This window comes from Flavobacterium sp. (genome assembly GCF_035299005.1).
Lineage (GTDB): Bacteria > Bacteroidota > Bacteroidia > Flavobacteriales > Flavobacteriaceae > Flavobacterium.
The window spans coordinates 292081-306980 of the sequence record NZ_DATGXL010000014.1 but is presented as its reverse complement, the minus strand read 5'-3'; the positions used below and the strand labels follow the sequence as shown (position 1 = coordinate 306980).

Annotated in this window: 15 protein-coding genes; 1 reads left to right on the top strand and 14 read right to left on the bottom strand. The window is 30.8% G+C overall.

Translation table 11 applies throughout. The annotated features are described in order from the left end of the window. Positions 1-8: 8 nt before the first annotated feature. The 12 genes from VK164_RS10265 to VK164_RS10210 form a co-directional block, all read right to left on the bottom strand. The gene (locus VK164_RS10265) at positions 9-410 is read right to left on the bottom strand and encodes a DUF805 domain-containing protein (protein ID WP_324209248.1); all 402 of its coding nucleotides are present in this window, start codon (positions 408-410) and stop codon (positions 9-11) included. A 49-nt stretch (positions 411-459) separates the two neighbouring features. After that, a complete protein-coding gene (locus VK164_RS10260) occupies positions 460-726 on the bottom strand; it encodes a hypothetical protein (protein WP_324209493.1) in 267 nt (88 codons plus the stop codon). A gap of 173 nt (positions 727-899) precedes the next feature. Next, the gene (locus VK164_RS10255; RefSeq protein ID WP_324209247.1) at positions 900-1286 is read right to left on the bottom strand and encodes a DUF4234 domain-containing protein; all 387 of its coding nucleotides are present in this window, start codon (positions 1284-1286) and stop codon (positions 900-902) included. Positions 1287-1366: 80 nt separating this feature from the next. Further along, on the bottom strand, positions 1367-2320 hold the full coding sequence (locus VK164_RS10250) for a 2-hydroxyacid dehydrogenase (protein WP_324209246.1): 954 nt from the start codon (positions 2318-2320) through the stop codon (positions 1367-1369). A 73-nt stretch (positions 2321-2393) separates the two neighbouring features. Next, on the bottom strand, positions 2394-3629 hold the full coding sequence (locus VK164_RS10245) for a murein hydrolase activator EnvC family protein (RefSeq protein ID WP_324209245.1): 1236 nt from the start codon (positions 3627-3629) through the stop codon (positions 2394-2396). A gap of 51 nt (positions 3630-3680) precedes the next feature. Further along, a complete protein-coding gene (locus VK164_RS10240; protein WP_324209244.1) occupies positions 3681-4445 on the bottom strand; it encodes a DUF4292 domain-containing protein in 765 nt (254 codons plus the stop codon). Continuing rightward, complete coding sequence (locus VK164_RS10235; protein ID WP_324209243.1) at positions 4445-5782, bottom strand: tetratricopeptide repeat protein; 1338 nt, start codon at positions 5780-5782, stop codon at positions 4445-4447. Before VK164_RS10235 ends, VK164_RS10240 begins: the two co-directional genes overlap by 1 nt. Further along, complete coding sequence (locus VK164_RS10230) at positions 5783-6793, bottom strand: sugar phosphate nucleotidyltransferase (protein WP_324209242.1); 1011 nt, start codon at positions 6791-6793, stop codon at positions 5783-5785. After that, complete coding sequence (locus VK164_RS10225) at positions 6793-7734, bottom strand: tetratricopeptide repeat protein (protein WP_324209241.1); 942 nt, start codon at positions 7732-7734, stop codon at positions 6793-6795. The genes VK164_RS10230 and VK164_RS10225 overlap by 1 nt, the downstream gene beginning before the upstream one ends. 12 nt (positions 7735-7746) lie before the next feature. Continuing rightward, positions 7747-8181 (bottom strand): dUTP diphosphatase, encoded by a 435-nt coding sequence (dut, locus tag VK164_RS10220; protein ID WP_324209240.1) that lies wholly within the window; start codon positions 8179-8181, stop codon positions 7747-7749. A 1-nt stretch (position 8182) separates the two neighbouring features. After that, positions 8183-9643 carry a lipopolysaccharide biosynthesis protein gene (locus VK164_RS10215; RefSeq protein ID WP_324209239.1) on the bottom strand — a complete coding sequence of 487 codons (1461 nt, stop codon included), beginning with the start codon at positions 9641-9643 and terminating at the stop codon, positions 8183-8185. 30 nt (positions 9644-9673) lie between these two features. Then, a complete protein-coding gene (locus VK164_RS10210) occupies positions 9674-10129 on the bottom strand; it encodes a hypothetical protein (protein ID WP_324209238.1) in 456 nt (151 codons plus the stop codon). A 108-nt stretch (positions 10130-10237) separates the two neighbouring features. On the opposite strand from VK164_RS10210, the gene VK164_RS10205 reads away from it, so the two are divergent. After that, positions 10238-12319, top strand: a complete 2082-nt coding sequence (locus VK164_RS10205) for a prolyl oligopeptidase family serine peptidase (RefSeq protein WP_324209237.1) — start codon at positions 10238-10240, stop codon at positions 12317-12319. Positions 12320-12381: 62 nt separating this feature from the next. Here VK164_RS10205 and atpG read toward each other — a convergent pair whose 3' ends face one another. After that, positions 12382-13239, bottom strand: coding sequence for an ATP synthase F1 subunit gamma (gene atpG, locus VK164_RS10200; RefSeq protein ID WP_166235249.1), 858 nt, complete (start codon positions 13237-13239; stop codon positions 12382-12384). A 73-nt stretch (positions 13240-13312) separates the two neighbouring features. After that, entirely contained in the window at positions 13313-14890 is a 1578-nt protein-coding gene (gene atpA, locus VK164_RS10195; protein ID WP_324209236.1) for a F0F1 ATP synthase subunit alpha, read from the bottom strand. Positions 14891-14900 lie beyond the last annotated feature (10 nt).

Sequence of the window (14900 nt, the reverse complement as noted above, 5' to 3'; positions counted from 1 at the left end):
TTTTTATTTTATTCATTTCCTATTTCGTTAATTTCATTTCCATTTCCTTTTGGGTCATCTCCATAATCGTTTGTTCCTTTTGTTCCTTCTGAGAAGAATAATACTAATAACCATATAGAACCAATTAATGGTATTAATACTATAAAGAAAAACCATCCACTTTTATTAACATCATGTAGTCTTCTAACAGCGACTGCTAATCCTGGAATAAAAACACCTAACATATAAATAAGATAAAAAGGACCTCCTGCGCCAGGCTCAAAATTAAGATTTAATAATGTGTCTAATAAGTAAGCACAGATTGCAAAAATCATATTAAATAATACAAAGTACCAATATTCCGAACGTCTTGCTCTTCCACTGAAATTGGCATAATTCTCAAAAACTACTTTTTTGTACCATTGAAACATAAGTAATAATTTTAATTGGTTAATTATACAATAATAATTTAACAATTTATCATTTCCAAATACTTTGCTGAATTATTTCATTCCACGTGTTTTCTTGTACAAAAAGAATCAATCTAATAATATGGTATACAATTAAAAAAAGAGCTAAATAATATGCTAATTTTCTATTGAAGAACCATTTTCTAAAATAAACTTGCTTGGTTTTTAGTTCTACAGCGAAAAGGACTATAATAAATAAGCAAAACCCAACTACTAAAGGACCAAAAAGATGATAGCTTAAGCTTTTGAGTATATTCCCATCATAAAAATAAACTATTGATTTTGTAATACCACAAGAAGGGCAAGGAAAACCCGTAGTTGCTTTTAACGGACAAAAAGATTGTTCTTTGTCTAATTTATGATTGGTGTTGTTTAACCATAAAATAAAAGGTATTACAAGTGTTGTTAAAGCACCTGCAATACCTAGAATTCTATTTAGTATAAAGTTTTTTATTTGTATAATCTGTTAATATCGCCTTGAACAATCATTGCTGCTGCAAAAGGGAAAAATAAACCTAAAATAATTAATAAAGTAGATTGATCTTTGCTTAATTCACCTGTTATTCTATAAACATTTGGCAACCCTTCTTTTCCTAAAACATAGTAAAAATAAAGATTTACAGGTAAACAACAGCCAGAGAATACTGCAATTGGAGTTGAAATTACTTCTCTATTTGAAACTGCATTTACAACTTCGGCGATTTTAATGTTCCAATAAATTAAATACAATCCACAAGTAATAAAGCTTAATAATAATACCATAATTGGGTCAACTTTAAACACAGGAATATTGTTGTTTGGTTGATTCCAAGTTTCTTGTTGGTTAGTTACTTCCATTTGATTTTGAATTTTAGTTAGTTTTTACGAATGTAAGAAATTATTTTGTATAAGTCTAACATGTGTGTTTTTGTTACATTTTATTTTGAATATAATGTTATTATTTTATTTACAATGGTTTGTGCTAGTTTTTGATGACTTTCAAAAGTCCAACCAGCAATATGAGGTGTTAATATAACATTTTCTGCATGTAATAGATATTCAAAAGCGGCAGGTTTTTCTCCTTCAAACAAAGTTTCAAATGATAATTTTTCATATTCTAAAACATCTAATCCAGCACCAAGAATTTTACCCGATTGTAAAGCAGTCACCAAATCATTAGTTACAACCGAATTCCCTCGAGCAGTATTAATGAACCAAAATGAATTTTTGAAATTTTTGATAAAATCTGAATTTATCATTTTATCGGTTTCCGGTGTCCAAGGTGTGTGTAAACTCAAAACATCGGTTCTTTCTTGAAGCTCGGATAGTGAGACTTGAGTTGCATTTGCATCACCCATATTTGGTAAAATATCATGACATAAAACGGTTACATCAAATCCGCGTAATTTTTTTGCGAATGATTTTCCCATGTTCCCATAACCGATAATTCCGATAGTTTTGCCTTCTAATTCGTGTCCGCGATTGGCCTCGCGTTTCCATTGTCCAGATTTAACTTCATTATTTGCCTTGTTTAGATTGTTAAATAACGATAATAACATTCCAAGCGCGTGTTCGCCAACCGCATTTGCATTTCCTTCAGGGGCAGCTATTAAGTGGATTCCTTTTGCAGTAGCATAATCGCAATCAATACTTTCTAAACCTGCTCCAACACGAGCTATAAATTGTAAATTGTAAGCTTTATCTAAAAATGTTTTATCAATTTTAAATCGGCTTCTGATGACAATACCATGATAGTTCTCAATTTTAGTTTCTACTTCTTGTTTGCTCGAAGTAAAATCAGCTTCATTAGAAAAACCAGCTTGTTCTAGTTGTTCCCATAGCAAGGGATGATTACTGTCTATATGAAGTATTTTAATGTTTGACAAATTCATATTGTTCAATTATTTAATAAAAATACAAGAAAATAGTTTCAAAAAAAATGAGGCCATTTGACCTCATTCCATTTTACATATTTAACCAAGATTCTGGATTTAATGTAGTTGTGTTTTGTAATACTAAAAATTTGATAACTGCTTTACCTGAAGCATCGGTATGAATTTTACCAATATTTTGTTTGATGGTTACTTTTTGTCCTTTACTTACACTTACTGAAGACAAATTCAAATATACTGTGATAAAATCTCCATGTTGGATATAAACAGCTTTATTATTTGCAGAAATTACTTGAACTTGTAATACTTCTCCACCAAAAACAGCTCTAGCAGATGAACCCGCAGTGGTTGAAATTTCTACGCCACTATTATGAATGGTTAGATTTTTGTGAACAGGGTGTGGTTGATCGCCATATTTTTGTGAAATATTTCCATTTACAACTGGCCAAGGAAGCTTTCCTTTGTTTGCTTTAAAATTGTCAGAATTTACTTTTCCTTCCGCAGATAAAACAAATTTTGACGCTTCTTTTGTTCCTGCTTTTGGAGCGGTAGTCCCAGATTTTGCAGCATTTCTTTTGTTAGCTGCAGCAATTTCATCAGCAATTATTTTTTTAATTTGTTTGTCAATTTGTTTTGCTTCTTTTTGTTTTTTATCAATTTCAGCTGCAATTTTCTTTTTATCTTTTTGAATTAGTTTAACTAAGCGCTCTTGTTCTTTTTTTTCTTTTTCTAATTCTTGTTTTTCTTTTTCTGTTTGTTCTAAAACCTTAACTTTTTCTTTTTTACTGTTTTGTAAATTGATTTCTGCTTGTTTTAGTTTTTGTTGTTTGATTCTAATTTCTTCACCTTGCATTTTTCTAAAACCAGCATATTGTTTCATGTATTGTATGCGTTTATAGGCTTGAAGAAAATTTTCAGACGAAAGAATAAACATAATTCTACTTTGCTCGTTACGACTTTTATACGACTTTACAATCATTTTTTCGTAATCTTCTTTTAACACTTTTAACTCTCTGTTTAATTTATTCATTTCGAGTTGTGTTAAATAAATATCATCGCTTAATAAACGTGTTTGTTTAGCGGTAGTATTTAGTAATTTTTGTCTTAAACCAATCAGGTTTTTTTGTTGATCAATTTGTTTTAAAACTGACTTTTCTTTTTTCTTTTCAGATTCTAAACGAGATTTATTTTCGGAAATTTCTTTTAAAATTTGTGCTTTTTTCTCTTCTAATTTTTGCTGTTCAGAAGGTTGCGCAAAAGCTAGTGAAGTAATGAAAAAGAAAAGAAGTGTTTTTAAAAATTGATTCATGCACTTTGGTTTTTTACAAAGGTAGTTTTTGTTTTACGAAAATAAAAAAAATTAATCTATTTCAATAGCCTTATAATCACTAGGAACTGAATAAGAATAACTCAAATTTTCATTAAATGTTGTGCTCTTATATTCAATATCTATCGAAATGTTATCTTTTTGAGTTGCTTTGATATTGATTTCATTTGGCAAAAACATTTTATCTACTTCATTATGTGAAGGATATTTTATTTCTAACATTCTGTTTTGACTTGCTTGAGAAATAGTTTCTTTTTTTAATAGATAATTGGCCGCTTCAAAGTAAAAATCTTTAGTAATATCAGAATTAGCAGGTTTTGATAATTTGAATAACTTTTCATTTATTTCAGTTGCCCATTTATCTTTTGTTAAGTCATCAATTGCCCTTCCTAAAAATAAATTTTGCACTTTTTGAAAGTCTAAATCTGTTCCAAGCCAATTGCTCAACATGGTGAAATCACCTTCAAAGTATGTATTGTTTACTTTTTCGTAATAGCTCACTTTTGTAGGTGTAATCAATGCTTTTGCCATTGGAAACCCCAAAATTTTAATGTTAATCCAAATGATTTCGTCTTTTTTAATTCGGATGTCGGCATTCATAGACTGTGATTGCTTATCATCTTCATATTTAGCATTGGCACGAATATTTAAGGTTTTGAAATTAAATTCATTGGCATAGTGACCAGTGATAATTTTTGCAACCTCGGTATTGTCATCAGCAGCAGCAGTTGCTACAGATTGCTTGGATTTACATCCTATTAAAAAGAAGACTAAAAAGGCCGTTATGATTGATCTCATTATTTGATTTGTTTTAATTTATTTGAATACAATTGCTTTTTGGCAGTGTCGTTCAAATTTTCGCAACTAATAATCAATTGTTTATAATAATTAGTTTCTAAGGTTTTGTTTTCTACCACAAAATCTAAGCCGTTTTCTAAAATTTCCTTTGCTTTTTTAAAATTTTTCAATTGATTATAACCCGAACCAGCATAAAAATAATAGCTTGCCTGTGTAGGATATAATTCGGAAAACCCTTCAGCCTTTTTAACTAATAATTGAAAATCTTGTTTTTGTGAGAGTACTTCTAAATAATAGTCGATGCTTTCAATATCTTCAGCATCTTTTTTAATTGCTTTTTCAAAATAATATGCCGTTTTGTCTAGGTTGTTTTTTTTCCAAAAGAATTTTGCTACTTCTTTAGCAACATTGATTTGTTTATCATTATCAAAATAGGGAATAGCATTATCAATAGCTGTAAAATATTCAGGATTTCTTACGGCAAAAATTAAAAATTCATTAAAAATTCGATGTTTGATTTTTAAATCGATTTTGTCGTTTCCTAATACTTTGAACATCGATTTTGAACCATTGGCTCCATCATTATTATTTAAATGAAATTTTACTAAACTCACGTGTGCCCAATCCGAATTTGGAATTTCTTTTTCTAATTGTTTAGCTACTTCAAACGCTTTATCTTCTTGGTTTAAGGTCGAATATAAAACAATTAAGTCAATATAATTTTGTTCAACTTTTGGGTTTTTTTTGATGGATTCTTCTAAGGTTTCTTTTTGTGGTTTTGCAAAACCATTCGCTTCTTGAATTTTTAGTTTATAATATTCCATTGTGCTTGTTAAGCGAGAAGATGCTTCCATGTTTTTAAGCAATTCCAACGCTTTGTCATGCTGATTAGTGTTCATATAAAGCGACACTAAATCTTCTTTCATATTGGGGTCAAACTCGACTAGCTTTTGAACTATTGGAATAGATTTTTGATAATCTTTAGTTTGATAATAGATATCATATAAGCCATTCCAATACCAACGCTGTTTAGGGTCTATTTCTATAGCTTTTTTGAACGAAATTTCGGCATCAACATAGTTTTTTAAATCCAATTGATTTTTGCCTAATTCATATAAAAAGGCAGCGTTGTTTGGCTCTTTTTCTAAACACTTTTGAATGGCCACAATGGCTTTATCATAATTTTCAATGTTGCGCTGTTTTAAAGCTTCGTAGAAGTCATCTTCAACTTTGTTATCAATTAGAGCAATGTCATCCGGATTTTCTTGCGCATGAGTAAAGTTACCCAAACTGAAAAGCAGGAATGCAAATAAAATTATGTGTTTTCTTTTTATCATCTATTCTAAAACTGAATAATCTCCAATACTTATACTTTTAAAATTACCATCAAAGTTCACGTGATTTCCAACCATTGCGTTGTCTAGATTAGCATTTTTAATATGAGCGTGAGTTTGAATTAAGCTGTTTTTTATGGTTGAATCAATCACATGACATCCCTTACCTAAAGAAACATTCGGACCTACAGTGGTATTAATTAACACCACATCTTCTCCAATATAACACGGGGGAATAATGGTTGAGTTTTCTTGTTTTATATCATAATCGATTAAATGTTCACCATCATTATGTAAAAAACCTAACATTCTGGTATTGGTTTCAACGGTTACATCTTTGTTCCCACAATCCATCCATTCGTCTACTTTTCCTGGTACAAATTTCATGCCTTTTGCCATCATTTGTTTGATACCATCGTTAATTTGGTATTCGCCACCATGAATAATGTTGTTGTCTAAAACTGATTGCAATTCGTTTTTTAACACCGCAATGTCTTTAAAATAGTATATTCCAATAACCGCTAAATCAGAGACGAACTCTTTTGGTTTTTCTACTAATTCGATGATTTCACCATTAGCATTTAAGTTTACCACTCCAAAAGCTTCTGGTTGGTCTACTTGTTTTACCCAAATTACGCTATCGGCAGTAGTGTCTAAATCAAAATCGGCACGAATTAGAGTATCTGCATAAGCAATAACCGCAGGCCCACTCAAAGAATCTTTGGCACACATAATTGCGTGACCTGTTCCTAAGGCTTCATTTTGATAATAAATGGTTCCTTTAGCACCTAATTTTTGAGCAATCGCAATTAAATCTTCTTCTACTTTTTTGCCAAAACTTTCATGAATAATAAATGCAACTTCGTCTATTTTCTGATTTAAAACTGTGGCAATATCTTCTACTAGTCGATGAACAATTGGTTTTCCTGCCACAGGGATTAATGGTTTTGGAACAGTTAAGGTATGTGGGCGAAGTCGTGAACCACGACCTGCCATAGGTACTATTATTTTCATTATTTTATTTTTTCTAAACCATGCTTTTCAGCAAATTCGTTATATATATTTACTTTGTTTTCTTTTTTAAGATTATTTACAATTTCTATAATCACACTAATAGCATCTTGACTATATGGAGATGATGAGTTGTCATAAATTGTATATGCTTTTAAAGCATTTTCTAGACCATTTTTATAATCTTTAGTAAAATTTTGGAGTCTAGCAATCCCATAATACCCTTCTGGATCTTCTGGATGAATTTGTATAAATTTATTATATGTTTCTATTGCTTTTTCATCATCTTTTAAAAGATTATATGCTACAGCCATATTCATTAAAGGCACTTTTCCTTTTGGATCTAATGCTAAAGATTTTTCGTAACAATTAATTGCTTCTTTGAAGCGATTTAATTTTCTATAACAGATTCCTAAATTGTCCCAAGCAAAAGCAAACTTTGGGTCATTTTTCACAGCTTTATTAAATTCGACTAAAGCTAAATCATACTGTTGTTTATTAAAATATTTTTCACCTACTTCATAAAATTCATTTGCTTTTTTCTTTGCTGATAAAGAGTTTTCATGTTTTTCATTGTTAACATCCAAAACGGCTTTTAAATATGGACAGTCTTGCATTAGTTGTTTTTGAATTTCATCATAATCTTTATCCACTATGATAGTATAGTTTTTCCCTCCTGTTATTGTAGTATCTTTATTAGTAGTTAACAATGTATCTACTGTTTTTGACATTTCCATTAAAAGTTCTTTTGTTTGTTCTTTTATAATAAAACTTGTTATACATGATTTTATAGAATCATTTTTTGCCAATTTATCTAAGTTAATATCAATTTTCCGAATACAATTACAAGATTCTTCCAATATTTCAGAATTGATGTTTTTTTCTTGAGCAAAAAGATTATTTGAAAAGAAAATGATTAAAAAGAGCGGGTAAATTCGTTTCATATTTCAATTTATTTATTTCACACCTGTGCTTCCAAAACCGCCTTCTCCTCTTGAAGTTTCTGATAATTCTTCTACTTCAATCCATTCAGCTCTTTCGTGTTTGGCGATGATTAATTGGGCGATACGTTCTCCATTTTCGATTGTAAAATCTTCATTGGATAAATTTACTAAAATCACACCAATTTCTCCTCTATAATCTGCATCAACTGTTCCAGGTGAATTTAACACAGTGATTCCTTTTTTTGCAGCCAAACCACTTCTTGGGCGTACTTGCGCTTCATAACCAATTGGCAATTCAATAAAGAGTCCAGTTTTTACGATGGTTCTTTCCAAGGATTTTAAAGTAATAGGTTCTGAAATATTTGCACGTAAATCCATTCCAGCCGAAGCTATAGTTTCGTAGTTTGGTAAATCGTGATTGGATTTATTGATGATTTTGATTTGCATATTATTTTCTTCTGATAATCGTTAAAATGGTTTCTTTTTCGTTTCGGTATACAAAGTAAGCAAAAAACAAGATAGATGCAATTCCGAACACGTAAGTTTCACGTAAAATTGGCACATAAAATGAAATTCCCGAAAGCACTATTGCTAATCCCAAATAAGTAAAAATCGATTTCTTATCGTATGGAATTGGATATTTTTTTTGTCCCATGTAGTACGAAATGAACATCATGGTTCCGTAAGCCAAAATAGTAGCAATTGCAGAACCCATGTAACTTATGATTGGAATTAAAAGCAAGTTTAAAACTAAAGTTACTATTGCTCCAACAATTGAAATATAAGCACCAATTCTAGTCTTATCAATTAACTTGTACCAAACAGATAAATTTGTGTAAATGCCTAAAAAGAAATTGGCTAAAACTATTAATGGCACAACATCCATCGCATCCCAATAAATGTCTTTTGGAACTAAAACTAATTTTAAAATATCCGCAAAAACGATAACACCTAAGCAAATAAACGAACCAAAAATGACAAAATATTTGGTAATCGTAGCGTAGGTTTGAGGCGCATTTTCATTCTTAGCATGACTGAAGAAAAACGGTTCAATTCCTAAAGAATAAGCAGTTCGGAACAACACCATAAACATTCCTATTTTATAACACGCAGAATAGGCTCCAATATCTGCCATGTCGACTTGCATCCAATCCAATAAAATTTTGTCGAAATGTTCATTGATGGCAAATGCAATTCCGGCCACTAAAATAGGTAAGCCGTATTGCATCATTTTCTTCCACAAATCAGCATCAAATTGCCATTTGATTTTGAAATAATCAGGTAAAACGAAAAGTAATGTAATCAAACTTGCAATTAAATTTGCAACAAAAATGTATCCAATTTGAAAATCATCATGATAGATGGTTTGTAATAACGGATTTGATGATTCATTTGCTAAATCGGGTAAAAGAATTAAAAAGAAAACGTTTAACAACAAATTGATTAATACGTTTGAAATCTTAATCACAGCATATTTTATAGGACGACCTTCAGCTCTAATTTTGGAAAACGGAATAATAGCCAAAGCATCTAAAGCTAAAATCCAAATGGTAAAAACAATGTATTCCACATTGATTTCTGACCAAAGCGCTAAATCTTTTCGAAACAAAAGGAATAATGCTAAAAATCCTATCGTTGACCAAAAAAGCGAAATTGTTGATGTAGAAATTACTTTACTTTTATCGTTTTCAGAATTATAAAATCGGAAAAAAGCCGTTTCCATTCCGTAAGATAAGATTACGTTGAAGAAAACCAAATAGGAAAAAATAACGGAAACTTCTCCCATTTTTTCTTTATCGGTAAGATAATAAACAAAAATTGGATTCAGAATGAAGCTGATAATTCTTGGCAAAACGGTTGCTATGCCATAAATCGCCGTTTGTTTAAAAAGACTTTTGTAAAGACTCAATTTCCTTTGGTTTTAGAATAACAAATGTAATTAATTCTTTGGTTTTGCCGAAGGATAAAGCAACATTGGTTTTTCTTTAACTTCTTTAATGGTTTGACGAATTTCTTTTCCTTTTTTTAAGAAGATTAAAATGGCTTCGTTTTCTGCTAAGGTTAAAGCGTTTTTTGGACTGGTGTAAATTTGGGAATCGTCACCATCAAATTTTTGTTGATTGCCCTCGGTTTTTATTCTTGCGATGAAATGCAAATTATCTTGCTTTTCAAAGGGCACTTCGTAACCTCTGAAAATTACTTTTTTTAACTCAATTTCTTCGCTTAATTCGGTTTTTAAATCAACATAAAAGTTGATACCGCTTCCACCACCACGAACACCTGCAACCCAAGTTTCATAGGATACCGATAAATTATTTTCTTGTACTATTGTCTCTGTTGAACTGCAAGAGATTAATGTTGTAGCAAAGAATAGATATAAAATATACTGAATCATGATAAATTTCGTTTTGATAAAGTTACTGAAATTATTATTGCAAAAAACAGTCCAAAACTATTGTTTAGTATAATATTTTAATACTTTCGCAAGACTATTTGTAAGATTATGACACGATATTTATTTATACTCCTTTTTGTTACTGCCAACATCTTTTCACAACAAAAAATTGAAACCAAAAAAGTTTCCTCAACCCTTTCAAAACACGGAATTACGATACAAGACGATTATGCTTGGTTAGAAAATACGGCTGACAAAGAAGTTGCAGATTGGGTAACATTACAAAATAATGTTAGTGAAGAAAAACTAAAAGAATTGGTGAAAAATTATAATTTTTTATTCAAAATAAAAGATTATGATTATTTATCTACCAATGGATTGCCAAATAAAAAAGGAAAATATTTTTACAACACTTATAGAATCGATAAAAACAAACCAAGCGTTTTATATTATAGAGAAAGTTTAAATGATTTAGGAAAACCGTTGGTTGATCCGTTTGATGTTTACAAAGATGCGAATGTAGTTTTATCTGGTTATTTTCCTTCCAAAAGCGCTAAATATTTGGCTTTTAAAATTAGTCCGAACGGAAGTGATAGACAAGAAATTAAATTCAAAGACTTTGCAAACAAAAAATATCTTGACGATGTTCTAACGGATATTAAATTTTCAAATGTTGCTTGGAATAATGATAAAGGAATTTTCTATAAGAAAAATTCGAATAAGGAATTCTTTGAAAAAGATTCTACTTATCAACTGTATTATCATAAAATTGGAGATATTCAAAGTAAAGACCAATTGGTTTTTGATACTTCAAACTCAAAAGCTAATTTCAATTTTTTTACTAAACAAAATAAATTATTTGTTATTGAAACAAGTGAAGATGAAACCACGAAAAACTATTATTACACAACAATTGAAAACGAACAATTTCAGTTTAAAAACTTCATAAAAGACGACAAAAGTAACCTTGAACTTTTAAATATTATTAACGATAAGTTTTACTTTTCGGATGAAAAATATTCTTGGGGAAATATCAGTTATTTTGATATAAATAATAGAACAGAAAATATTGTTTTAATTCCTCAAGTTTATTCTCATTTACTTATTGGAGCCACATTTTTAGAAAATTATATTATTTGTAAGTATGACAATATGGGCAAATATTACATGTCTATATATGATTATACCGGAAAATTTATTCGAAAATTTGAAGCACCACATAATATGGACTTTCAAATTAGATTTTATGACGAAAAAACAAATGAACTTTTCGTTACATTTTATTCTTACACAATTTCTTCATTAAATTACAAGTTAAATATTACTACTGGATCTAACGATATTTATTTTAATGATTTTATTCAACCAAAACCAACCTTATTCCCATTCAACTATTTTGAAACAAAAACGATTACTTATAAAAGTAGAGACAATAAAGATATTCCAATCGTTATTATTCACAAAAAAGGAATCGAGCTTAATGGAAATAATCCCACTTTATTAAGAGCTTATGGCGGTTTTGGAAGTGTTAGCAGTCCAAATTATGACACTGGATTATTGCATTTTTTAGAAAAAGGTGGTGTTTATGCATTTGCGAAAGTTAGAGGTGGTGGTGAAAAAGGGAAAAACTGGCACAAAGAAGGAAAAGGATTGAAAAAAATCAATTCGATTAACGATTTTGTGGATGCTGCTGAGTTTTTAATTCGAGAAAAATACACCAATCCAAACAAATTAGCCATTAATGGTGGTTCGCATGGTGGATTGGTCGTTGGTGCTGCCATGACACAACGTCCTGATTTATTCAAAGTAGTAGTTTCAGAAATGGGAAGATTAGATATGGCTACGCTTGATAAATACACTTCTGGAATACATCATTTTGATGAATATGGAAATCCAAGTAATAAAGAAGAATTTCAATCTTTAATTTCTTATTCGCCTTATCACACGATTAAAGAAGATGTTAATTACCCAACTTGCTTAATTATTACTTCTGAAAACGACGATAGAGTTCCGCCTTTTCAATCGTACAAGTTTGTAGCTAAATTACAAAATAGAACCGCACAGAAAAATCCAATTTATTTGAAAGTAAATAAAGTAGCGGGTCACTCTGGAAACATTTCGAGCTACGAGAAAAGAGTAAAACAACAAAGCGAATTTTATAGTTTTATTTGGGAATATTTGAATAAGTAGTGTTTTAAAATAAAAAAGTCCTGATTTATCAGGACTTTTTATTGGTATAAATTTTATTAAAATTAATTATTCAAAGCTTCTGCACCACCAACGATTTCTAAAATCTCGTTTGTAATTGCTGCTTGACGCGCTTTGTTATAAGTTAATTTTAATTGATCTCTTAATTCTGTAGCATTATCGGTTGCTTTATGCATTGCTGTCATACGTGCTCCGTGTTCTGCTGCAAATGAATCTCTAATTGATTTGTATAATTGTGTTTTTAATGATTTTGGAATCAAGGTTAACACAATTTCTTCTTTAGAAGGTTCAAAAATATAATCTGATGCTACAACTTCGCCACCAACAATAGGAGCTAGAGGTAAAAACTGTTGTGTTCTTACAATTTGAGTAGCAGCATTTTTAAATTCGTTGTAAACAATTTCGATTTTATCGTAATCTCCAGCAACAAATTTATTCATTAATTCTTGTGCAATGTCAGAAGCATTTTCGAATGTTAATTGATCAAAAATGGTGTTTTGTACATCAATTACATTGTATGTTTTGCGTAAAACGTCGTTTCCTTTTTTACCGATTGCAAAAATATCTACTTGTTTACCTTCATATGCTTCAGCAACAACTTTTACTTGTTTGATTACGTTTGTATTAAAAGCACCACACAAACCTCTGTTTGAAGTTACAGCTACTATTAGTACTTTTTTAACTTCTCTTTGAGCTGTAAAAGCACCACCAACTTCTCCTTCAAGAGTTGCACTTAAGTTTTGTAATAGTTCAGTAAGTTTTTCTGCATACGGACGCATTGCTGTAATAGCATCTTGCGCTTTTTTTAATTTTGCAGCAGAAACCATTTTCATCGCCGATGTAATTTGCATCGTGGATGAAACAGAAGTAATCCTATTACGTATTTCCTTTAAGTTTGCCATGTTTTTATAGTAATTAGTAATTAGTGAATAGTAATTAGCTCTTCACTAATCACTATTCACTTTTCACTGAAAATTAATTATATTTTGCTGAAATTTCTTTTGCTACTTTTTCTAAAACGTCAGTGATGTTATCATCAAATTTACCTGCTTTAAGTCCATTTAATGTATCTCTGTGTTTAGCGTTTAAGTATTCTAAGAAATCTTTTTCAAATTCTTTTACTTTTTCTACAGGCACATTTCTTAACAAGTTTTTAGAACCTGCATAAATGATTGCTACCTGATCTTCTACTGTAAAAGGAGAATTTAAACCTTGTTTTAAGATTTCAACGTTTCTTTTTCCTTTTTCAATAACGTTTAAAGTTACCGCATCTAAGTCAGAACCAAATTTCGCGAATGCTTCTAATTCACGGAATTGCGCTTGGTCTAATTTTAAAGTACCTGCAACTTTTTTCATTGATTTGATTTGCGCATTACCTCCAACACGAGATACCGAAATACCTACGTTAATTGCTGGACGAACTCCAGAGTTGAATAAATCACCATCTAAGAAGATTTGTCCGTCAGTAATCGAAATTACGTTTGTTGGGATATATGCAGAAACGTCACCAGCTTGAGTTTCGATAATTGGCAATGCTGTTAATGAACCACCACCTTTAACAATTCCTTTGATAGAATCTGGTAAGTCATTCATGTTTTTAGCGATTTCGTCGTTAGCGATAACTTTACAAGCTCTTTCTAATAAACGAGAGTGTAAGTAGAAAACGTCTCCAGGATATGCCTCACGTCCCGGTGGTCTTCTTAATAATAAAGATACTTCACGGTAAGCTACGGCTTGTTTAGATAAATCATCATAAACAATTAAAGCTGGACGTCCAGAATCTCTAAAATATTCTCCGATTGCAGCACCTGCCATAGGAGCATATACTTGCATAGGAGCTGGGTCAGAAGCGTTTGCAGCAACAATAACAGTATATGCCATTGCGCCTTTTTCTTCTAACATTTTTGCAATTCCTGCTACAGTTGAAGCTTTTTGTCCAATTGCAACATATATACAGAATACAGGCTGACCTGCATCATAAAATTCTTTTTGATTTAAGATGGTATCAATACAAACTGTTGATTTACCAGTTTGACGGTCACCAATAACCAACTCACGTTGTCCACGACCAACTGGAATCATTGCATCAACTGCTTTTACCCCTGTTTGTAATGGTTCAGTTACTGGTTGACGAAAGATAACTCCTGGAGCTTTTCTTTCTAATGGCATTTCGTATAAATCACCACCGATTGGTCCTTTTCCATCAATTGGGTTTCCTAAAGTATCTACAACACGACCTACCATTTGTTCTCCTACTTTAAGAGACGCAATACGTTGTGTTCTTTTTACTGTTGAACCTTCTTTGATTCCTGTTGATGGACCTAAAAGTACCACCCCAACATTGTCTTCTTCTAAGTTCAATACGATAGCTTCTAATCCATTTTCGAATTGTACTAACTCTCCATATTGAGCGTTTGATAATCCGTAAACACGAGCGATACCGTCTCCTACTTGAAGTACTGTTCCAACTTCTTCTAACGATGCACCAGATTCAAAACCTGATAATTGTTGTTTTAATATTGCTGATATTTCAGCAGGTTTAATTTCAGCCATTGTGATATAT

Excerpts from the sequence above, each read along its gene's own strand:
- VK164_RS10265 (WP_324209248.1), bottom strand. The coding sequence starts at position 410 with ATGTTTCAATGGTACAAAAAAGTAGTTTTTGAGAATTATGCCAATTTC.
- VK164_RS10255 (WP_324209247.1), bottom strand. The coding sequence starts at position 1,286 with ATGGAAGTAACTAACCAACAAGAAACTTGGAATCAACCAAACAACAAT.
- VK164_RS10250 (WP_324209246.1), bottom strand. The coding sequence starts at position 2,320 with ATGAATTTGTCAAACATTAAAATACTTCATATAGACAGTAATCATCCC.
- VK164_RS10245 (WP_324209245.1), bottom strand. The coding sequence starts at position 3,629 with ATGAATCAATTTTTAAAAACACTTCTTTTCTTTTTCATTACTTCACTA.
- VK164_RS10240 (WP_324209244.1), bottom strand. The coding sequence starts at position 4,445 with ATGAGATCAATCATAACGGCCTTTTTAGTCTTCTTTTTAATAGGATGT.
- VK164_RS10235 (WP_324209243.1), bottom strand. The coding sequence starts at position 5,782 with ATGATAAAAAGAAAACACATAATTTTATTTGCATTCCTGCTTTTCAGT.
- VK164_RS10230 (WP_324209242.1), bottom strand. The coding sequence starts at position 6,793 with ATGAAAATAATAGTACCTATGGCAGGTCGTGGTTCACGACTTCGCCCA.
- VK164_RS10225 (WP_324209241.1), bottom strand. The coding sequence starts at position 7,734 with ATGAAACGAATTTACCCGCTCTTTTTAATCATTTTCTTTTCAAATAAT.
- dut (WP_324209240.1), bottom strand. The coding sequence starts at position 8,181 with ATGCAAATCAAAATCATCAATAAATCCAATCACGATTTACCAAACTAC.
- VK164_RS10210 (WP_324209238.1), bottom strand. The coding sequence starts at position 10,129 with ATGATTCAGTATATTTTATATCTATTCTTTGCTACAACATTAATCTCT.
- VK164_RS10205 (WP_324209237.1), top strand. The coding sequence starts at position 10,238 with ATGACACGATATTTATTTATACTCCTTTTTGTTACTGCCAACATCTTT.
- atpG (WP_166235249.1), bottom strand. The coding sequence starts at position 13,239 with ATGGCAAACTTAAAGGAAATACGTAATAGGATTACTTCTGTTTCATCC.
- atpA (WP_324209236.1), bottom strand. The coding sequence starts at position 14,890 with ATGGCTGAAATTAAACCTGCTGAAATATCAGCAATATTAAAACAACAA.